The 21,993-nt window shown below is 53.8% G+C and carries 14 protein-coding genes and 1 pseudogene; 10 read left to right on the top strand and 5 right to left on the bottom strand.

Translation table 11 applies throughout. The annotated features are described in order from the left end of the window. Window positions 1-251 precede the first annotated feature (251 nt). The 5 genes from ygfK (at window position 252) to fdhF (ending at window position 8,894) form a co-directional block, all read left to right on the top strand. A complete protein-coding gene (gene ygfK / locus COO59_RS06270; protein ID WP_103058949.1) occupies window positions 252-3,350 on the top strand; it encodes a putative selenate reductase subunit YgfK in 3,099 nt (1,032 codons plus the stop codon). A gap of 1 nt (window position 3,351) precedes the next feature. After that, a complete protein-coding gene (gene ssnA / locus COO59_RS06265) occupies window positions 3,352-4,677 on the top strand; it encodes a putative aminohydrolase SsnA (RefSeq protein WP_103058948.1) in 1,326 nt (441 codons plus the stop codon). Window positions 4,678-5,131: 454 nt separating this feature from the next. After that, window positions 5,132-6,601, top strand: coding sequence for a nucleobase:cation symporter-2 family protein (locus tag COO59_RS06260; RefSeq protein ID WP_103058947.1), 1,470 nt, complete (start codon window positions 5,132-5,134; stop codon window positions 6,599-6,601). A 2-nt stretch (window positions 6,602-6,603) separates the two neighbouring features. Beyond that, window positions 6,604-6,732 (top strand): hypothetical protein, encoded by a 129-nt coding sequence (locus COO59_RS21445; RefSeq protein WP_276308254.1) that lies wholly within the window; start codon window positions 6,604-6,606, stop codon window positions 6,730-6,732. A 14-nt stretch (window positions 6,733-6,746) separates the two neighbouring features. Further along, window positions 6,747-8,894, top strand: coding sequence for a formate dehydrogenase subunit alpha (fdhF, locus tag COO59_RS06255; protein ID WP_103058946.1), 2,148 nt, complete (start codon window positions 6,747-6,749; stop codon window positions 8,892-8,894). Window positions 8,895-8,938: 44 nt separating this feature from the next. Here the strand turns inward: fdhF and COO59_RS06250 are convergent, their stop codons facing one another. The 3 genes from COO59_RS06250 to fsa all read right to left on the bottom strand — a co-directional run bounded on the left by COO59_RS06250 (window position 8,939) and on the right by fsa (window position 11,989). Next, a complete protein-coding gene (locus COO59_RS06250) occupies window positions 8,939-9,688 on the bottom strand; it encodes a DeoR/GlpR family DNA-binding transcription regulator (RefSeq protein WP_103058945.1) in 750 nt (249 codons plus the stop codon). A gap of 143 nt (window positions 9,689-9,831) precedes the next feature. Continuing rightward, on the bottom strand, window positions 9,832-11,100 hold the full coding sequence (locus COO59_RS06245) for a DUF1479 domain-containing protein (RefSeq protein WP_103058944.1): 1,269 nt from the start codon (window positions 11,098-11,100) through the stop codon (window positions 9,832-9,834). Window positions 11,101-11,326: 226 nt separating this feature from the next. Next, the gene (gene fsa / locus COO59_RS06240; RefSeq protein ID WP_103058943.1) at window positions 11,327-11,989 is read right to left on the bottom strand and encodes a fructose-6-phosphate aldolase; all 663 of its coding nucleotides are present in this window, start codon (window positions 11,987-11,989) and stop codon (window positions 11,327-11,329) included. 137 nt (window positions 11,990-12,126) lie between these two features. On the opposite strand from fsa, the gene COO59_RS06235 reads away from it, so the two are divergent. Continuing rightward, window positions 12,127-13,026, top strand: coding sequence for a glycyl-radical enzyme activating protein (locus COO59_RS06235; RefSeq protein ID WP_103058942.1), 900 nt, complete (start codon window positions 12,127-12,129; stop codon window positions 13,024-13,026). A 3-nt stretch (window positions 13,027-13,029) separates the two neighbouring features. Continuing rightward, window positions 13,030-15,462, top strand: a complete 2,433-nt coding sequence (locus COO59_RS06230; protein ID WP_103058941.1) for a formate C-acetyltransferase/glycerol dehydratase family glycyl radical enzyme — start codon at window positions 13,030-13,032, stop codon at window positions 15,460-15,462. 118 nt (window positions 15,463-15,580) lie between these two features. On the opposite strand, the pseudogene COO59_RS21175 reads toward COO59_RS06230, so the two are convergent. Beyond that, window positions 15,581-15,697 (bottom strand): annotated as a pseudogene (locus tag COO59_RS21175) (DUF2778 domain-containing protein); the annotation flags it as partial. Between the two features lie 247 nt (window positions 15,698-15,944). Here COO59_RS21175 and COO59_RS06220 point away from each other — a divergent pair. The 3 genes from COO59_RS06220 (at window position 15,945) to COO59_RS06210 (ending at window position 20,820) form a co-directional block, all read left to right on the top strand. After that, window positions 15,945-17,861, top strand: coding sequence for a glucose PTS transporter subunit IIA (locus tag COO59_RS06220; RefSeq protein WP_103058939.1), 1,917 nt, complete (start codon window positions 15,945-15,947; stop codon window positions 17,859-17,861). Between the two features lie 102 nt (window positions 17,862-17,963). Beyond that, the gene (locus tag COO59_RS06215) at window positions 17,964-18,965 is read left to right on the top strand and encodes a LacI family DNA-binding transcriptional regulator (RefSeq protein ID WP_103058938.1); all 1,002 of its coding nucleotides are present in this window, start codon (window positions 17,964-17,966) and stop codon (window positions 18,963-18,965) included. A 265-nt stretch (window positions 18,966-19,230) separates the two neighbouring features. Beyond that, a complete protein-coding gene (locus COO59_RS06210) occupies window positions 19,231-20,820 on the top strand; it encodes a methyl-accepting chemotaxis protein (protein WP_103058937.1) in 1,590 nt (529 codons plus the stop codon). Window positions 20,821-20,904: 84 nt separating this feature from the next. Here the strand turns inward: COO59_RS06210 and corA are convergent, their stop codons facing one another. Continuing rightward, window positions 20,905-21,873: a magnesium/cobalt transporter CorA gene (corA, locus tag COO59_RS06205; protein ID WP_103058936.1), complete on the bottom strand. Its 969-nt coding sequence runs from the start codon at window positions 21,871-21,873 to the stop codon at window positions 20,905-20,907. Window positions 21,874-21,993 lie beyond the last annotated feature (120 nt).

Genomic DNA, 21,993 nt, shown 5'->3' with positions numbered 1-21,993 from the left:
TATTTAAAATCAAAACGTTAAATTTTCCATCGGAAGCTTTTTTCTCATAGTGAGAAACAGAGAATCACTCTGACAATTTCGGATGATATTTCACTTAGCAGAATGAGAAACCGATCACTCTCCACGCCTAAAAACGCCAGGGTGGCCGGAGTGGTCTGGAAGTTGCTTTAAACAAATAACGGCTTGCGCGAACGAAACTGATATGGCGCAGCGGGCTGGTAAACACAATAAATTTCAGCAAGGAGCAATGTATGGCTGACATTATGCGTCCTATTCCTTTTAGTGAGCTACTGACGCGCATCTGTGCCGAATATGAAGAGGAACAAAGCATTTTCGGCATTCCTGAAAACGAATTTTATGTCCGTAACCCGGAGAAGCAAATTTCACTGTTCGGCGAAACCTGCGATACGGCTATTGGCCCGGCGGCGGGGCCGCATACGCAGCTGGCGCCCAATATTATTGTCGCCTGGCTGACCGGCGGCAGCTTTATTGAGCTGAAAACCGTACAAATCCTCGACCGGCTGGAGCTGGAGAAACCCTGTATCGATTCCAGCGATGAGGCGTTTAATACCGAATGGTCTACTGAATTTACCCTCGCGAAAGCGTGGGATGAATATCTCAAAGCCTGGTTTGCGCTATGGCTGCTGGAGGCGCTGCTGTCGCCGCGTAATCCCGATCGGGGGCGCTCTTTTATTTTTAATATGAGCGTGGGGTACGATCTCAAAGGCATTACTCAGCCGCCGATGCAGAAGTTCATCAATGAAATGCTGGATGCCGACAAAAATGAGAAATTTAACCGTTACCGTCAGGAGCTGGCGCAGTTTATTCAGCGCGGCGGCTGGCGCTTATTAGCTAAGGCCACGCCGGCCGTTCTGAACCAGCTGACAGAAACGATCCATCCGCACCTGGTGCGCAGCGTGACGCTCTCGACCATGCACGGCTGTCCGCCAGATGAAATTGAATCTATCTGCCGCTATATGCTGACGGAGAAAAAGATTCATACCTTCGTCAAACTAAACCCTACGCTGCTGGGCTACGGCAAAGTGCGCAGCATTCTTGATGGCAACGGTTTTAACTATATTGAACTGGATGAAGAGGCCTTCAGCCATGATCTACAGCTGACGCAGGCACTGGATATGCTGGGGCGTCTGGTGGCGCTGGCAAAGGAAAGGCAGCTCAGCTTCGGCGTAAAGCTGACCAACACCCTGGGAACCCGCAACCATAAAAAACGCCTGCCCGGCGATGAGATGTACATGTCCGGACGGGCATTATTCCCGCTGTCAATAAACGTGGCGGCGCTGCTTTCGCGTCATTTTAACGGGCAGTTGCCCATCTCCTATTCAGGCGGCGCCAGCCAGTACAATATCTGCGATATTTTGGCTACCGGCATTCAGCCCATCACTATGGCGACGGATCTGCTGAAGCCGGGCGGGTATTTACGTATGGCGACCTGCGCCCGGCTGCTGGATAACTGCGCGCCGCGTCAGGAGCAGGGGATTGACGTCGAACGGCTCAACGAGCTGGCCAGACTGGCGCTGGAAGTTGACTGGGCGCAAAAAAGCTGGAAAGGGAAAGCAGAGATCGATGCGGGCGGACCGCTGCCGCTGACCGATTGTTATATCGCGCCCTGCGTGACCGCCTGCGCCATTAAACAGGATATTCCGGAATATTTGCGGCTGGCCGGAGAGGGGCGTTATGTTGATGCGCTGTCATTAATTTATCAACGCAATGCCCTGCCTTCGATTACCGGTCATATCTGCGATCATCAGTGTCAGTACAACTGTACTCGTCTGGATTATGACAATGCGCTCAATATTCGCCAAATCAAAAAAATCGTGCGTGAAAAAGGGTGGGAAGGCTACCGTCAGCGCTGGCACAAACCCGCCGGATCCGGTGAAAAACATCCGGTCGCGGTGATCGGTGCCGGGCCCGCCGGCCTGGCTGCGGGCTATTTTCTGGCGCGAGCTGGCCATCCGGTCACGCTGTTTGAACGTGAAGATAACGCTGGCGGCATAGTCAGAAATATCGTGCCTCGCTTCCGCATTCCCGCAGAGCTGATACAGCAGGATATTGATTTTATAGCCGATCACGGCGTGAAATTTGTGTATGGCTGTCAGGAAGGGATAACGCCCGCCGCGCTGAAACGTCAGGGATTCCACTATGTCTGCATCGGTACTGGAGCCGGCAGCAGCGCCAGGCTCCAGCTGGAGGGCGATAATCCCAATGTTTTGCCGTCATTTCATTTCCTGCGCCAGTTTAATCAGAACAAGGTTTCGCTGTATGGCGATATTGCCGTAGTGGGGGCCGGGAATACCGCGATGGATTGTGCCCGCGCCGCGCTGCGACTGGATGGCGTTAATAGCGCGACCATTATTTACCGTCGTCAGGAAGAGGATATGCCCGCCTGGCCTGAAGAGATCGCCGAAGCCAGAGCCGAAGGCGTTACCTTCATGACGCTGGTTAATCCGGAACGTTATGAGCCTGATGGTTCGCTGCAGCTACGGGTAATGAAGCCCGGCGAGCCGGGCAAGGATGGCCGTCGCCGTCCTGTCGCCACCGATCGGACGCTGACGCAACATTTTGACGCTTTAATTACCGCGACCGGTGAAAAAAACGACGAACAGCTCTTGCGGCAGTTTGGCCTGACGGTGGGGCGCGACGGGATCCCAGAGGTCAATCCGGATACGCTGGAAACCACCTTAGAGAACGTCTTCCTGATGGGTGATGTGCAAAGCGGTCCGGCCTCAATTGTGGCGGCCATTGGCGGCGCGCGTAAGGCCTGTGATGCTATCCTGGCGCGTGAAAATATCAGCAACGGTTCGTCGCCGTCTTATCGTCTGAATACCGATCCGCTTGAAATTTATGCCCGTAAAGGGCGCATTGCGCTACGGCAGGTTTCCTCTGATGCGCCTGATGCATTTGCCCGTCAGGAGGCCGAGCGCTGTCTTTCTTGCAACTATGTGTGCAGTAAATGCGTTGATGTTTGTCCTAATCGGGCAAATGTCGCCATCGCCGTGCCGGGCTTTAACAGCCGTCAACAGATCCTGCATCTCGACGCCTTGTGTAATGAGTGCGGCAACTGTGCGCAGTTCTGTCCGTGGCAGGGCAAGCCTTATACCGACAAGATCACGCTGTTTAGCCTTGCTCAGGATTTTAATAACAGCAGCAATCCCGGCTTCCTGTTGGGCAGAGATGAGATACGTATCCGCCACGACGGGAAAATATGGCAGCTGAAGCTGGATGGACAGCGACGAATAGTCGATCTGCCGGAAGCGCTGACCGAAATGGCGGCGATTATCGATTACACCCGTCAGCATCACTATTACTTATTAGGCACCGTGGAGGAATAACATGCTGCTGCTAAAAAACTGTATCGCCGTCGAGCTGTTCCCCGCCTCGGTCAATCCCGCAACGGATATTGTTATTGCCGATGATAAAATCGTGGCGGTGGGCGAAAATCTGAGCTCTCTCTATCCGCAGGCCGTCGTCAAAGAGATGAACGGCAAGCTGGTAATGCCGGGGCTGGTTTGCGCCCACAATCACTTTTATTCGGGACTGTCGCGTGGCGTGATGGCACCAATTGGGCCGTGTCCGGACTTTATTTCCACGCTGAAAAACCTCTGGTGGCGTCTCGATCGGGCGCTGGATGAAGAGTCACTCTATTACAGCGGCGTTATCTGCTCGCTGGAGGCGATCAAAAACGGCTGCACTGCCGTTATCGATCATCACGCCTCACCGGCTTTTATACAGGGCTCGCTGGCGGTGCTGCGCGAGGCGTTTATTCATGTGGGCCTGCGCGGTATGACCTGTTTTGAAACTACCGATCGTAACGGCGGACAGGCGGAGCTGCTGGCGGGAATCAAAGAAAACAGCGAGTTTGCGCAGCTGATCGACAGGGAAAAACGGAAAAATCCACAGCATTATCTGGTTGAGGCGCATATGGGGGCGCACGCGCCTTTCACCGTACCGGATATTGGGTTGGAGCATCTTGCCGGGGCCTGTAAAGAAACCGGACGAGGGCTGCATATTCACGTTGCCGAAGATCGCTACGATGTTTCTCACAGTCACGATAAATATGGCATGGATCCGCTGGTTCGCCTGAATAAGTTCGGCCTTCTCAGTGAAAAAACGCTGATCGCGCATGGGCTTTGGATTTCGCCGCAGGAAATTGAACTGTTGAACCAGCACAATGCTTTTCTGGTGCATAACGCCCGCTCTAATATGAATAATCACGTAGGATACAATTCGCATTTACCCGCCGTGAAATGGGCTGCGTTGGGCACTGATGGCATCGGTTCCGATATGCTGGAGGAGTTAAAATTTGCCTGGTTTAAACACCGTGATGCGGGCGGGCTGGCAGGCACCGATAAATTTTTACAGATGCTGTATAACGGCAATGTTTTGCTTGAGCGTAACTTCGGTCAGCCTTTTGGCCGCCTGGCGGCCGGTTACACTGCCGATCTGACCCTATTTGATTACGCCGCCCCGACTCCGCTATGTGCGGAAAATCTTGCCGGGCATCTGGCTTTTGGCATGAACAGCGCCGCCGTTGACAGCGTTTTTGTTGCCGGGCGGGCCGTTTATCAGGACAAAGCCTTTGTACTGGATGTGGCGCCGCTTTATGAAAAAGCCCGTATCGCTGCGCAAAAAATGTGGCGGCGTATGGCCGCGTTGTAAACCCTCTCTGCGGTGTCAGGATCGTTTTCCCGACGCCGCCATTTCTCCTCGCGTTGATATTTCTTTCCGCAATTTACCTCCCCGCTCTACGTCCCCTTTTCCTGGGGATCGAGCGTTTTATCGCGCTTGTAAAAGGTATCCCGGAATGAGAAGTAACCTCTCAAAGTGAGAAAAGCGCATTGTTTTATCGCCTTTTATTTCGTCGTCAAAGGGAAAAAAGGGCGCTGTTTCACTTTCTCTTGTTTCGTTGCTGGCAGTTTTTCGCGCTAACCCGTGACGCCCTTCACAGATACCTTTTTAGCGTCAGGCTTTGCCCAATTCTGGCACGTCTTACGCATTATCCCATCATGCGCGCAACATCCTGATGGCAACATCAGACCAGGGAGGCGAAGGCCTTCGAATCGTAGCTCCTGGCGCCTAACTGTGCAGGAGCCGTACAAAAGAGAACTGGTTTATGAAAAAATCCGCCAGAACGGTATTAAGCCCGCAAATATCATCGTCCCCCGTGGATGAGGTTTTGCCTATTGGCCAAATGTTCCTTTATGGACTGCAGCATGTATTAGTGATGTATGCCGGTGCGGTCGCGGTTCCGTTGGTGATAGGAAGCGCCGTAGGGTTACCTGAACAGCACATAATCCTGCTAATTAGCACAGATTTGTTTATTTGCGGCGTGGCCACTCTGGTGCAGTCAATGGGCATTGGCCGCTGGCTGGGCTGTAAACTGCCGTTGATTCAGGGTTGTACTTTTGCTGCACTGATCCCTATGGTGCTGATCGGTAAAGAGTACGGTCTTGGCGCAATATCCGGGGCGGTAATTGTCGCCGGCGTTTTCATTCTTTTTTGCGCGCCCTGGATTAGCCGATTAATACGCTTTTTTCCGAAAGTGGTGATGGGTTCTATCGTGACGCTTATTGGCATGTCGATTATGCCGGTTGCCGGAGTCTGGGTAGGCGGCGGCAGTAGCGACATGAGCGATTTTGGCAACCTGCTCTCGCTGCTGATGGCGGCTATTACGTTGGTGATCATTCTTAATCTTTATACTTTTGCCACCGGCATGATTAAAAATATTGCCGTCCTGATTGGCCTGATTACCGGAACGGTGATCTGGAACTTCTTTATCCCGCTGAATTTTAATCTTGTTTACAGTACCTCCTGGTTTCACTTACCGCAGTTTATGCATTTTGCCCGGCCTGAATTCCACCTTTTGCCCGTCGCGTTGCTTTCTATGGTGATGGTGGTGGTGATGGTTGAAACCATGTCTTCGTTAATGGCCACGGGCGATATCGTGGGCAAAAGTGTGGATGCCGTTATGCTGCGCAACGGCCTGAATACCTGCGGGCTGGCTACCGTGATTTGCGGGTTTTTTAATCTCTTTCCTTACTCTGCTTTCGCACAAAACGTCGGCCTGATCGGCTTAACCGGCGTACGCAGCCGTTTTGTCGTGTCACTCTCCGGCATCATTCTTATGTTAATGGGCATTTTCGCCAAAATGGCGGCGCTGGTGGTACTGATCCCGAAACCAGTTCTTGGCGGTGCAGGCATTGTGATGTTTGGCATGGTTGTCGTGTCAGGCATTCGTACTCTGGGGCAGGTGGATTATCGCAATAATAATAACGGGCTGGTGGTTGCTCTGACGTTAGGGCTGGGCATGATGCCGGTGCTGGTTCCCGGTCTCTTCACACAATATCCCCCGATGCTGCAGCTGTTTATGCACAGCGGTATCACCATCGGTACGCTGGTTGCTATCGTCGCGAACCTGACGCTTAACGGTATTGTGCATCCTAAAGCAGCCAAAGAATTGCCGGTTCCCGATCCGCTCCCGCCCAGTTCCGCAGCGCGTAACGTGGCCGTACGCACCGTGCGTATGTGGCTGCTGCTGCGCAAGGTACAAAAAGAACAACAGCAGTTGAAAAACAGGGGATAGCCATGTTGTTACGCACGTTATTTGCACTTATATGGCTGCTCCTGCTGGCGCTACCGCCGGTACAGAACGCGATTGAACTGGGTATCAGCCAGCGCTTTAGCTATTTACTGCTGTTTAATCTGGCATGGTGAAACGGGGCCTCTTTATGAAAAAAATCACAACGGTATGTCCTTACTGCGCATCGGGCTGCAAGCTTAAGCTGGTGGTTGATAAGGATAAAATTATTCGCGCTGAAGCGGCGATGGGGAAAAATAACCAGGGCACGCTTTGTCTGAAAGGCTATTACGGCTGGGATTTTATCCATGATACTCAACTACTCACGCCGCGCCTGAGAACCCCGATGATACGTCGTCAGCGCGGTGGCAGGCTGGAGGCGGTCGGCTGGGATGAAGCGCTGGATTATGTCGCCGGGCGGCTGAATACGATTAAGAAAATGTATGGCCCCGATGCGATCCAAACTACCGGCTCCTCACGCGGAACCGGTAATGAAACCAATTATGTGATGCAAAAATTCACGCGTGCCGTTATCGGTACGAATAATGTGGATTGCTGCGCACGCGCCTGTCACAGCCCGTCGGTTGCTGGTTTGCAGCAGTCGATTGGTAACGGTGCGATGAGTAATGCGATAACGGAAATCGATCGGACGGATTTGGTCTTTATCTTTGGTTATAACCCGGCAGATTCGCACCCTATCGTGGCCAATCATATTATTAATGCTAAACGTAACGGGGCAAAAATCATCGTTTGCGATCCGCGCAAAATTGAAACTGCCAAGATTGCCGATATGTATATCGCGCTGCGTAATGGCTCAAACATCGCGCTGCTTAACGCTATTGCGCAGGTAATTATTGCCGAAGATCTCTATGACAAAGCCTTTATTGCCGGGCGTTCTGAAGGCTTTGAAGAGTACCGTAAAATCGTTGCCGCTTATTCACCGGAGTCGGTAGAAAACATAACGGGCGTCAGCGCGCAGGAAATTCGCCAATGCGCCCGTTTATATGCCACGGCGAAAACCGCAACCATTCTTTGGGGAATGGGCGTTACCCAGTTCTATCAGGGAGTGGAAACCGTTCGTGCGCTCACCAGCCTGGCCATTCTTACCGGTAATCTTGGCAAGCCTCACGTTGGCGTAGGCCCCGTGCGGGGGCAAAATAACGTTCAGGGCGCCTGCGATATGGGCGTCTTGCCGAATACTTATCCTGGCTACCAGTCTGTCAGCGAGGCGGCTAACCGTGAAAAGTTTGCCCGCGCATGGGGAGTAGAAAGCCTGCCGGCGCACGCAGGCTACTGTATCAGTGAGCTGCCGCACCGGGCCGCAAAAGGGGAGGTGCGTGCCGCCTATATCATGGGCGAAGATCCGTTGCAGACCGACGCAGAGCTGGCCGCGGTTCGCACAGCCTTTAGCGATCTGGAGCTGGTAATTGTGCAGGATATTTTCATGACCAAAACGGCAGCGGCGGCTGACGTTATTCTGCCATCTACTTCATGGGGCGAGCATGAAGGGGTCTACACGGCGGCCGATCGTGGGTTCCAGCGTTTTTTCAAGGCGGTGGAGCCGCAGTGGGACCTGAAAACGGACTGGCAAATTATCAGCGAAATTGCGACCCGCATGGGCTACCCGATGCACTATAACAATACGCAGGAGATCTGGGATGAGATGCGTCATTTATGCCCGAACTTCTACGGCGCCACTTATGAAAAAATGGGCGAGCTGGGTTACATCCAGTGGCCATGCCGGGATGAGTCCGATGCCGACCAGGGGACCTCCTGGCTGTTTAAGGATAAATTCACTACGCCAAATGGTCTGGCGCAGTTCTTCGCCTGCGAATGGTTTGCTCCGCAGGACAAACTTAACGACGAATATCCTATGGTTCTCTCTACGGTACGTGAGGTGGGCCACTACTCTTGTCGTTCTATGACCGGCAACTGTGCGGCACTGGTCGCGCTGGCGGATGAGCCGGGCTATGTGCAGATCAATAATGAGGATGCCGAGCGACTGGGCATTGAGGATCGGGCGCTGGTATGGATCTATTCGCGCAAGGGTAAGGTGATTAGCCGCGCTCAGGTAAGCGATCGGACCAATAAAGGGGCGGTTTATATGACCTACCAGTGGTGGATAGGTGCCTGTAACGAGCTGGTGGGCGAGAATCTTAGCCCAATAACGAAAACGCCCGAATACAAATATTGCGCGGTGCGCGTTGAACCTATTATTGATCAGCGCGCCGCAGAGCAGTATGTCAGCAATGAATATGACAAGATGAAGCGTTACTTAAAAGCGCAGGCGTTGAGTTAACCGGGATTCGTTGCCGATCGTCTGGCGGGGAACGTTAAGCCCCGCTATTTTTCCTGTACCTGATGTACGTTAATATTTTGCCGCTGCAGAATCTGGCGATATTCAGGCGATATTCCCCGGTCGCTAATCACGTGGCGGAAGGGTTTATCCGGGGCGAGAGGATAGGGATGAATCAGACCAAATTTAGACGAGTCGGTTAAGGCAAAGGTTTCAATATCTTTTGCCATCACCGCATTAACAATATCGCTGCGCAGCATATTTTTGCCGGTAAAACCGGTATCGGGGTGCCAGCCATCAATACCAATAAAGGCTTTCTGAAAATGCACCTGTTGAATACAGCTGCGCGTTAACGGGCCGACCACCGATTCACTGCTTTTTTGATACAGACCGCCCAGGACAATCACTTCACAGCGCGAATTTTTTAATAACCCGGCAATGTAATGGCTGACGGTCACAATAGTAATGCTGTCGTCGTTGGCAAGATAGCGGGCAAGCAGGGCGTTAGTGCTGCCCCCTTCAATAAATACCGATTCTCCGGGATGAACCTGCGAGGCGGCATATTCCGCCAGGCTTTGTTTCAGCGGAAAACGCGCCTGCATCCGCGCCTCAACGTTATCGCTTTCCATAGAAACGGCGGAACCGTGAACGCGTTTCAGATAGCTGCTTTTTTCCAGCGTATTTAAATCCTGACGAACGGTGACTTCTGAAACTTTAGTAATACGGGACAGTTCGCTGACGCTGACGCTTCCTCGCTCATTAACCAGCTGAATTATCTGTAATTGCCTTGCGTTCATCTGACGTCTCACCATCTGTTCCGGGGAGGGGAGTATATCAAAAGCGCGGCGGAATCGCATTTGGGCTGGATTCGCCGCGCTTTGGGTAAGTCATCAATCTTTAGACTTCTGGCACATTAAAAAGCCGTTAATAAAAAAGGAAATTAATCCTCTTCCATGCCCAGGCTGCGGCGACCGCTGGCATTAAGATCGCTTAGCTGGAAGCGGTTTTCCCACGTCTGCTCATAATCTTCACGCGGAAAATCTGTCGGCGAAACGCCTTTTTCCAGCGCGGTGCGTACGCTGTGGGCACAGGCGAGGTTCTTCGCACACGCCGGAGCGGCCGGAATATACATCACGTTGCCCCAGCCCTGCTGGTTTTCCACCGGCGCTACCGAGTGAATTACATCGCAGTGCCACCATACTGAATCTCCCGCCTGCAGCGGCGGGATACTGCAAAGCCCGGCGATCAGATGAGGATGCCACTTCTCCGATACCGGCAGCACTCTGCCCGGCGCAACGCCGCACAGTTCATCTTCGGGAACATCGTCCAGTAAAGGCCGCAGTAACACATAGGCCATCGCTTCCGGCACCGGCACCACATGCAGCAGACCTTGTCCGGCAATCATATCCGACAGCGCCGTCCAGCCCTGGAAAGTCCGAAACGCCGAACATTTGGTGGTGTTATCCACGTCATATTCATTGACTTCGGGGCGGTAAGCCGCATCCCACGGATCGTATTCCGCAAAGCGATGGGTAAATATCTTGCGGAACACTTTCTGGTAGGCGGGCAGCAGCCAGCGCTCCAGCGCACCGGAGTCCGTGTGCGCGCCAAGCCCTTTGGAAGTGGTGCCCGGCAGGCGGCGGCGAATACGATCGGGATAGATAATATTCACTTCCGGATCAAACCAGTCGCCACCGGCGTGCTGAAACGTCCACAGATGGTTAAGGAAAGTCTGCGTGGCGGCAATTTGCTGACTCTGGCGCGCTTCCATTTGCGCCTTTGACCAGTAGATAGGATAAATTTCCGGACGCGAGGCCTCCAGCGAACCAAAAAAATTATCGCCCGGTCCGCGATAAAGCTCATCAAAGTGGTTTTCATCCAGATAGCTGAGCATTGACCGATCCATCGCCAGGGCGTTATCTCTGCTGAACGTTTGCCGTACCACCAGACAGCCGCGCCGCTTGATATGCGCAATCTGCTGTGTGGAAATATTGCCCGCCGCCAGATCGGTATAGTTAACTTCCGCCCAGGCGCTGCCGTTAGCCTTTTCTTCTTCGCGCGCTGCCGCAATCTCGGTTTCGATTTTATCGCACACCTGGCGGAATAGACCTTCAACGTCACCAATTTGCTCACGCATCGCGCGTTTCATCTCAACGATATTCTTTTTGTAATCAGTGGGTAAGGTTAATGAAGTAAAAGATGTACTCATTATATTCTCCGCCGCTCAGGGTGATGGTGACCTGGTTGAATGAAAGAGTTTAACTTTCATTCGTAAATTAGTGAAGGAAATGTAGCAGAATTGATAACGGAAATGTGTGAGGCAGAGCGCTATTTAACGGATTTCGCGGCTTTCATTCGAAGACAGGCTGCAGCGTGGCTGGCTTCAGGCACGCTGCATGGTTGAAGGTTTTCGTTATCTGATGAATTAGCAGGACTTATAAACCCGGCATGCCGAAAGCGGTTAACCAGTCCTGTTCAAATTTTTCAACGGCGGCGGTAACTGCCGGAGCAGTAATCATCTGCTCCGCGACATCCAGCGGCAACGTAATGGACTCGCAGCCCGTCAGCAGACAATCCAGCGCCTGGCGTGGCGTTTTAAAGCTGGCCGCCAGCACTTTTGTCCCTGGCGCGTGCAGTTTTAGCAATTGCTGTAACTCTTTTACCGTCTGGATGCCATCGCCGCCCTGCGCATCAAGCCGGTTCACATAGGGAGCGATATATTCCGCACCGGCCAGCGCCGCCAGCAGGCCCTGCGCAGCGCCATAAACCGCCGTGCCTAATGTTGGAATGCCTTCCGCCTTCAGCAGTTTAATGGCCGCCAGCCCCTGCGCCGTAACCGGAACCTTAACCACCAGATCGCTGATAATGGCGCGCAGTTTTTGGGCATCTTCCACCATCTTCCCGGCTTCAGCCGCCATAACCTGTGCGAACAGCCGACCTTTTCCGCCCAGCGCTTCCTGTAGTTCAGGCAGCACTACCTGAAGCGGTTTTTTACCGTTGGCGATAATGCTGGGATTGGTGGTGACACCGGCCAGCGGAAAGATCGGTGCCAGCCGCCTGACGGCTGCGACATCAGAGGTATCGAGATAGAGTTCCATAAATAGTTCCTTAAGAAATCGTGATGCTTAGCAAGTTTTGCTGAGTATATCCTCAGAGCCGCCTTTTTTATTGACTGAAGTCAACATGGTTTTCTTTCGAAAGTTATCCAATCTTCAAGCGCAATAAAGGGGGCTTTATGATTTTTAATATCCAGCGCTATTCCACGCATGATGGTCCGGGCATTCGCACCGTGGTGTTTTTAAAAGGCTGCTCGCTGGGATGCCTCTGGTGCCAAAATCCGGAAAGCCGTTCCCGCCAGAAAGATCTGTTATATGACGCACGGATCTGCCTTGAAGGATGCGATCTGTGTCAGCAGGCCGCCCCGACGGTGGTTCAGAAAACCTTAAGCGGCCTGGTTATCCTGCGCGAAAAAATCGAACCTGACCATATCGCCGCGCTGGAAAACTGCTGTCCCACGTTGGCGCTGACCGTATGTGGCGAAGAAAAAGATGCCGAAGAGATTATGGCGGCGATCAGGCGCGATCGGGCTTTTTACCAGCGCAGCGCGGGCGGCGTCACGCTCTCCGGCGGCGAACCCTTTATGAACCCGCAGCTGGCGGCCGGGCTGTTCCGCCAGTGCCGGCAGGAAGGGATCCATACCGCGGTAGAAACCTGTCTGCATGTACCCTGGCGCTATATTGAACCTTCGCTGCCGCATGTCGATCTGTTTCTGGCGGATCTGAAACACGTTGATGAACATATTTTCAGGCAATGGACCGGCGGCTCGGCGAAACGCGTGCTGAACAATCTGCGCCGTCTGGCGGCGACCGGCAAAAAAATCACCATTCGGGTGCCGCTAATCCCGGAGTTTAACGCCAACCAGCGCGCAATTATCAACATCGTCAACTTCGCCGCCGATGAGCTCGGCGTCAAAGAGATTCATTTCCTGCCTTACCACACCTTAGGCATGAACAAATATGCCCTGCTACATCAACCCTATCTGGCATCGGATAAACCGCTGGATTGCCCGATGCTATTAACTTTTGCTGAGTCATACGCAAAACAAAAAGGCCTGACAGCGACATTGAGAGGATAAAACATGACCCTGAAACTCGATACCCTGAGCGAACGTATCAAGGCCCATAAGCAAGCGTTGATACACATTGTTAAGCCGCCCGTTTGCACCGAACGCGCGCAGCACTACACGCAAATCTATCAGGAAAATATGGATAAGCCGGTGCCGGTGCGCCGTGCGCTGGCCCTGGCGCATCATCTGGCGAACCGTACCCTCTGGATTAAGCATGATGAGCTGATTGTGGGCAATCAGGCGAGCGAAGTGCGCGCCGCGCCGATTTTCCCGGAATACACCGTAAGCTGGATCGAAAAAGAGATCGACGATCTGGCCGATCGTCCCGGCGCGGGTTTTTCCGTTTCCGAAGAAAATAAACGCGTGCTGCATGAAATTTGTCCGTGGTGGCGCGGGCAGACGGTGCAGGACCGCTGCTACGGCATGTTTACCCATGAACAGCAGGCGCTGCTCGCCACGGGCATCATTAAGGCCGAAGGGAATATGACCTCCGGCGATGCGCATCTGGCAGTAAATTTCCCGCTGCTGCTGGAGCTGGGGCTGGATGGCCTGCGTGAAAAAGTGGCAGAACGCCGCGCACGCATTAATCTCACCGTGCTGGACGATCTGCATGGCGAACAGTTCCTGAAAGCGATCGCTATCGTGCTGGAAAGCGTTAGCGATCATATCAAGCGCTTCGCCGAACTGGCGCGCCAGATGGCAGAGCAGGAAGATCGCGCCGTCCGTAAAGCGGAGCTGTTGACGATTGCGGAAAACTGCGAGGTGATTGCCCATCAGCCGCCTGAAAACTTCTGGCAGGCTTTGCAGCTTTGCTACTTTATACAGCTGATTCTGCAAATCGAGTCTAACGGCCACTCGGTGTCGTTTGGCCGGATGGATCAATATCTCTATCCGTTCTATCGCCGCGATGTCGAACTGGAACAGACGCTGGATCGCGAGCAGGCGATTGAGCTGCTGCACTGCTGCTGGTTAAAGCTGCTGGAAGTAAATAAAATCCGCTCCGGCTCGCATTCAAAAGCCTCTGCCGGCAGTCCGCTCTATCAAAACGTCACCATCGGCGGCCAAAACCTGGTTAACGGTAAAGGCGTGGATGCGGTTAATCCACTGTCATATCTTATTCTGGAATCATGCGGCCGTTTGCGCTCCACGCAGCCAAACCTGAGCGTGCGCTATCACGCGGGGATCGGTGATGATTTCCTTAACGCCTGCGTGCAGGTGATCCGCTGCGGCTTTGGTATGCCCGCCTTTAATAATGATGAGATCGTGATCCCGGAGTTTATTAAGTTAGGGATCGAGGCGGAAGATGCTTATCAGTACGCCGCGATCGGCTGTATTGAAACCGCAGTCGGCGGTAAGTGGGGCTATCGCTGTACCGGCATGAGTTTTATTAACTTTGCGCGTGTCATGCTGGCGGCGCTGGAGGGCGGACGCGATGCCACCAGCGGTAAGGTATTTTTGCCGCAGGAGAAAGCGCTGTCAAAAGGCAACTTCAGCAGCTTTGATGAGGTGCTGGCGTGCTGGGATCGTCAGATTCGTTATTACACCCGCAAATCGATAGAGATCGAATATGTGGTGGATAGCGTGCTGGAAGAGAACGCCCACGATATTCTTTGCTCGGCGCTGGTGGACGACTGTATCGAGCGCGCCAAAAGCATCAAGCAGGGCGGGGCGAAGTATGACTGGGTATCGGGCCTGCAGGTTGGCATTGCTAACCTTGGCAACGGCCTGACGGCGGTGAAAAAGCTGGTCTTTGAGCAGGGCATTATCGGTCAGCAGCAGCTGGCGGAGGCGCTGGCCAGCGATTTTGATGGCTTAACGCATGAACAGCTGCGTCAACGCCTGATTAACGGCGCGCCAAAATATGGCAACGATGACGACAGCGTCGACGCGCTGCTGGTACGCGCGTATCAGACCTATATCGACGAAATTAAAAACTATCATAATCCGCGCTATGGCCGCGGCCCGGTGGGCGGCAATTACTATGCGGGCACGTCGTCCATTTCAGCGAACGTGCCGTTTGGCGCGCAAACTATGGCCACGCCCGACGGACGCAAGGCGAAAACGCCGCTGGCGGAAGGCGCAAGCCCGGCTTCCGGCACCGATCATCTGGGGCCAACCGCGGTTATCGGCTCGGTAGGCAAGCTGCCAACCGGTTCGATTCTGGGCGGCGTCCTGCTTAACCAGAAGCTGAACCCGGCGACGCTGGATAACGAAAGCGATCGTCAGAAGCTGATGGCGCTGCTGCGTACATTCTTTGAGGATCATCAAGGCTGGCATATTCAGTACAACATCGTTTCCCGCGAAACGCTGATCGAAGCGAAAAAGCACCCGGATCAATATCGCGATTTAGTGGTCAGGGTTGCGGGCTACTCGGCCTTCTTTACCGCACTCTCTCCTGATGCGCAGGACGATATTATCGCCCGTACCGAACATAGCTTGTCTTAACGTTATAAGGCGCAGTGAGCTGTCGCTGCGCCGTTTTCATTGCTATTAAGCGCCGTGCTGACTTTCTGGCTGGACGAATAGCTGCGCAAAAACTATTAAAAGAGGAAGGTATTACATCACCTTTATTACGGTAATTTCCATTGCCGGAAAAGGCCATAAAAGTACCAACTCCATAAATCAACAACGGTGAATAATCCGCATCATTAATAACAAACTTTCCCTGTAAAGCCTTAATCTCACCCGATAATTCATTTTTGCGTGGCTAATATTAACGCTGTATTACCCATTATTGTCTGAAAAGCAATCTTTCCGATGAGTTCTTTGACTTCTCTGTTGCCGCTCCAGGCGAAGCGATTTGGTCCTTTTCTGTCTAAGTATAAAAATTGCGATGCGTTGCACAGATCCTATTGAAACCGGTTGCAGAAACGAGTGGCAATGTCAGGATGAAACCGGTTTCAACTACTTAGCAGCAGGGAATGACCATGGGAAAAATAAGAGATTATTCCAGATTAGCCTCTGATATTTTGCAGGAAACAGGCGGTGAAACAAACCTGATCGGCTTCTCCCGCTGCGCTACGCGGCTGCGGCTGGTGCTGAAAGAGGTGCCCGCTGGCGCAGTAGAAAATATTAAGCAGCTGCCCGGCGTGATTACCGTGGTGCTGAGCGGTGGCCAGTTCCAGGTGGTGATCGGCACCCATGTGGCGGACGTGTATGATGCGCTTGCTGCGATTGTGGATACCGATAAGCTGCAAAGCGGCGGCGAAAAAAGGCGCTTCTTCGATACGGTGATTGCTACCATGTCCGCAGTATTTGCGCCGATTATTTATGTGCTGGCGGCGGCGGGCATCCTGCAGGGAATTCTGATTACCGTTACCTGGTTCCTGCCGTCGTTTCAGCAAACGGGCGCCTTCAGCGTGCTTAACTTTATCTCCTGGACGCCGTTCGCCTTTCTGCCGGTATTTATTGCCGTTACCGCCGCGAAATTTTTTAAGTGCAATATGTTTATTGCCCTGTTTTGCTGCTGTGCGCTGATCAATCCGGACTGGGCGGTGATTGCCGCGCAGATCGCCAAAGGTAATGCGGTAACGTTTTTCTCGCTTCCGCTGGCCGAAACGGTTTATACCTCATCGGTACTGCCGCCGCTGTTCCTGGTGCTGGGGCTCTCTTACCTTGAACGCTTTGTCGAACGCGTTTTACCGCAGGTTATTGCGCCGCTGTTCACGCCGCTGATTTGTGTGGTGATTATGGTTCCCCTGACGCTGGTACTGATTGGACCGCTGACGTCGGGCCTCGCCAATGGCATTGCGATGGGTTACAACTGGCTGTTTGAAACCGCGCCTGCGCTGGCGGCGGCGGTAATTGGCGGCGTCTGGCAGGTTATCGTTATTTTCGGCGTCCACTGGGGCATTACGCCGGTGGTGATGGCCAACTTTGATTTGCATGGCCGCGACTCATTCCAGGCCTTTCAGACTATGGCGGTGGTAGGGCAGATGACGGCAGCCTTTGCCTGTGCGCTGAAAGCGAAGCAGCGCGGCTTTAAAACCGTGGCTTATTCTGCCGGGCTGACCGGCGTATTCGGTATTACCGAACCTGCGATTTACGGCGTCACGCTGAAACTGAAAAAGCCCTTTATCTGCGGCTGTATCGGCGGCGCCGTTGGGGCGATCGTTACCAGCCTGTTTGGCAGCTATTACTACGCCTATGCCGGACTGCCGGGCCTGTTGACCATTGTGAACGCCATTAGCCCGGAAAATCCGCTCTCCTTTATCGGTGAGGTAACGGGCGTGCTGGTGACGCTGGTGGTCACCTTTATCCTGGTTTTCGTCGTGGGCTTTAAGGAGCCGGAAGCAAAATCGGATGAGTCCCGCGGCGCGGCTCCGGCAGCGCCGGCCTCTCCAGCTTCGGCGGCCCGGACGGTAACTGCTTCGCCGGTCGCGACATCGGCATCGACCTTAACGCTGATGAGTCCGGTGGCGGGCAACGCCTTGCCGCTGGCTGAGGTCAGCGATGAAACCTTTTCCGGCGGTCTGCTGGGCGACGGCATCGCCATCATACCTGAAGAGGACGTTATCGTGTCGCCCTGCGATGCCGAAGTGGCGAGCACGGTTGACAGCCATCATGCCGTTGGCCTGCTGTGCGCAAACGGCGCAGAGCTGCTAATCCACGTTGGGCTGGATACGGTAAAGCTCGGCGGCAAGCACTTCTCTACGCTGGTCAAAATAGGGGACAGGGTTAGCGCCGGTACGCCGCTGATTAAATTTCAGCGCAGCGACGTTATTGCATCCGGCTACGACATCACCACGCCTTTCCTGGTCATAAACAGCGAGGATTACCAGATGACTAAATATATTCATAACGGCCCGGTCGCCTCCGGCGCGCCGGTGATGGCGGTCAGCTAGCGGCGTTATAACCTTGCTCTGTCCGGTAAGCTTTACGATATACTAGTGCCGTTTTAGCCGCTCCTGCCGAGGGAGATCGTTCTGTCTATAAGCGAGGCTGTAATGGTTACAATGCTGGACGTTGCGCGCTGCGCCGGGGTTTCCAAATCCACGGTATCGCGCGTGTTGAATGGTAAAAACGTCGTCAGGGAAGAGGTGAAGGCGCTGGTATATAAAGCGATTGCCGAGACGGGGTATCGTCCTAATCTGCTGGCGCAGCAGCTGGCTACGCAAAAAAGCAGCATGATTGGCCTGGTGATTACTAACGAGGTTTATAACGGTCCTTTTTTCTCCACGCTGGTGTATAACGCGGCGAAATTTTGTGAACAGCATGACCATCGGCTTATTTTTGCCGATGGTAAACATTCCGCCGACGAAGAGATCAACGCCATCGATTTTCTGGTACGGATGAAATGCGCCGGAATAATGGTATATCCCCGCCATACCTCACAGGCGCAGCTGGAAAAAATCATTAATGAAAGCCCGGTGCCGGTGATGATACTTAATCAGCAGCTTACCGTTCGTCCTGACCGCAATATCTTTATCGATCACTATCGCGGCGGCGAAATCATGATGGATTATCTGCTCAGTCAGGGACACTCCCGCATCGCCTATATCTCCGGCAAAATGCCCTCTCCCAGCAACCAGGCGCGCCAGCAGGCGTGGCAGGATAAAGCGAGCCCTGACAGCGCCGCGCTGATTGCGCAGGGCGACTGGAGTATGGAGAGCGGTTATCAGGCGGCGCTAACGCTGATTGATGGCGCAGAAAGCTTTACCGCGCTACTGGCCGCTAACGATGACATGGCGCTGGGCGCGATCAAGGCGCTAAAAGATCGTGGGCTAAGGGTGCCGCAGGATATTTCCGTCGCCGGGTTTGATAATGCCAAAATCGGTCACTATTTTTCCCCGTCGCTGACCACGCTGGATACGCCGATTGAGCAAATGATCCAGTGCGCGGTAGAACAAATAGTCAATCTGCCGCTGGATACGCCAGAGCATGGCTTAACCGGAACCCTGGTAGTCCGCGACTCCGTAGGGCCAGCGTCCGTCTCAGGCCCGAATTAATGCTGCGGGCGCGCCACCCGATCAACCCCTTCCCCCGGCTGTGGCGCGACGAAGCGGCGGTTAATTTAATGCCAACTGCTGGGCCTGTTGCCCGGAAATCCCTTACCAGGGCAACTCCCGTCCTGAGTAAAAAGGCTGGCTAAAAAGTTAGCGTCTCGCTGGCCGCGCTTATTCTCCTGCATTAATCATAAAGCCCTGTAAGCTTGCGGTCGATAACCTATAAACGCACCGTATTGGCTGCGTTTTTTATCACCACGGGAAAAATATGAAACTTAATCAATTCAGGATCGGGCAACGGCTCGGCTTCCTTGCCACATTGTTGCTGCTGGCTACGCTATTTTGCGGGCTGCACGGTATTAGCGTGAATGCCGATGGGCTGGAAAAAATTAACGGGATTATGGCAAGCGAAATGCGCGTTGCCGAAAGTATCGACACCGCGCGTAACGCGCAGGTACAGTTTAAAGTGCAGGTGCAGGAGTGGAAAAATATCCTGCTGCGCGGCACGCAGGGCGAAGCAGCATTTGATAAGTATCGTGCGGCGTTTTTAAAACAAAGCGAACACACCCAGGCTTTACTGCGTAAGCTGTTAACGCTACAGCAGGAAATTGGCATGAATCCGAAAGTCGTGCAGCAGACGCTACAGTTACATGCCGATCTGCAACGGCAATATCTCCATGCGCTGCAACAATATAATATTGCTGACCCCAGCAGCGCTCAGCGTGTGGATCATCTGGTTACCGGCATCGACCGGGAGCCGACCAAAATGATCGACGAAGTGGTAACGCGCACCCTGGCGCATGCCCAGCTCCTGAATCAACAGATGACCGAGCGCAACCTGAGGCACTATCAGCAGACCCGCAACCTGCTCTGGGGCTCCATGGTGGCGATATTGCTGGCTGGCAGCCTGATCACCTGGTGGCTGGTGCGCAGCATTACTCATCCGCTAAAAGCGGCGGTATCGGTAGCGCGTACCGTAGCGTCGGGCGATTTACAAACGGTGATAACGCCGCAGGGACGCGATGAAACCGCAGAGCTGATGTCGGCGCTGCGCGAGATGAATGATAACCTGGCGTCGATCGTCGCCGGAGTACGCAACGGCACCGAAACCATCGCTACGGCCTCCGTACAGATCGCTAACGGCAGCCGTGAGCTCTCTTCACGCAATGAATCGCAGGCCAGCGCGCTGGAACAGACCGCCGCCTCAATGGAAGAGCTGACGTCAGTGGTGAAAAACAACGCCCGGAACGCCGGTCATGCCAGCGCTATCGCCAGCGATACCAGCAAAATGGCCGGGCAGGGCGGCGAGGTGGTGGAGAAAGTAGTGCAGACCATGAGTGAAATCCACCACTCTTCACAGCAGATTAACGACATTATCAGCGTGATCGACGGCATCGCTTTCCAGACCAATATCCTGGCGCTTAATGCGGCGGTAGAGGCGGCGCGCGCTGGGGTTGAGGGGCGCGGTTTTGCGGTAGTGGCCGCCGAAGTGCGGGCGCTGGCGCAGCGTTCAGCCAGCGCCGCCCAGGAGATTCACCGCTTGATCGACCGCTCTGTGAGCTGCGTGGCGGAAGGCAACGAACTGGTGAAAAGCGCAGGCGCGACTATGGCGGAGATTATTACCGGCGTGAAGCGCGTTAGCGAGCTGATGGAAAGCGTGTCAACTGCCAGCGAAGAGCAGAGCACCGGCATCGATCAGGTCAACATCGCGGTAACGCAGATGGATACCGCTACCCAGCAAAACGCATCGCTGTCGCAGGAATCGACGGCGGCGGCGCAGTCGCTACAGTTGCAGGCGGAAAAACTGCTGGAAAGCGTTGGGGTATTTAAGCTACGTCCGTCGTTAACGGAAGGCTAATCGCTAACCGCGCGTGGCGCCAGCGTCGCCCGCGCGGTGTTCCATCCACAGCCGTGTCGCCGCAAAACAGACGAAGATGCTGAACTACAGCCAGCCGGAGCGTTTTAGCCGTCGATAAAGCACAAAGCAGATTAATAGCGTACCGAGAATGGAAAGGGGATAGCCGTAGGGCGAATGGATCTCCGGCATACTCTCGAAGTTCATCCCGTACATGCTGAAAATCACCGTCGGGATCACCAGAATTGCGCCCCAGCCCGCCAGTTTTTTCACCACCTCGTTTTGCTGCACCGTCACCAGCGCCAGGTTTACATGCATGGCGTTGGTCAGGATCTCGCGCATATCGTCGGTATCGGTTACCACGTGATGCGCATGGTCCTGCACGTCGCGGATATAGGCGCGCAGCGGTTTGGGAATAATATTTTCATGCAGACGAACCAGCTGATTACATATCTCATCAACCGGCATTGCCGCGTTGCGTAATGCCAGCAGCTGTCGCCGCAGCATATGAACCTCCTGCACCGCCCGGCGATCGAATTCGGTGCGGAACATTGCGGCCTCCAGTTCGTTAATACGTTCACCGAGCGTGGCGGTTATGTTGCTGTAGTTATCGACGATAAAGTCGAGAATGCAGTAGAGCGGAAAGCCGACGCCTTGACTCAGCATTTCCGTGCGTTCTTCCGCCCGCATACGGAGCGGCGCATAGCTGTCTGACGCGCCGTGACGCACGGTAATCAGGAATTTTTCGCTGATAAAGAAGTGCGTTTCGCCAAGTTCAATCCGGTTCTCTTCCGTCAGGTGCGCCGTTTTCAGCACAATAAACAGCGACTCGCCATACTGTTCAATCTTGGGACGCTGGTGAGCGGTGAGGGCATCCTCTATCGCCAGTTCATGCAGGCCAAACTCTTCCTGCATCTTTTTCATAAACGGCGGATCGGGTTGATACAGTCCCAGCCAGATAAACGTATCCGGCTCATTGAGCACACCGCTGATATTTTCGGGAACAATCACTTCTTCCCGCTCTCCGTTGCGATAAACGATACTGTTCACAACCATAGTTCACATAGCTCCCTTTATTGTCTGGTTTCTCCCCAGATAAAGGGTAGACGTTATTATCGGCGCAGCTAAAGAAAATCTGGAAAATCACGCGCTAACGACCGATTGCTGGGAAACCTT

Origin of the sequence: Mixta theicola (assembly GCF_002895925.1) — a bacterium.
Lineage (GTDB): Bacteria > Pseudomonadota > Gammaproteobacteria > Enterobacterales > Enterobacteriaceae > Mixta > Mixta theicola.
The sequence above is the reverse complement of the archived record's forward strand: the minus strand, read 5'-3'. Positions and strand labels throughout refer to the sequence as shown.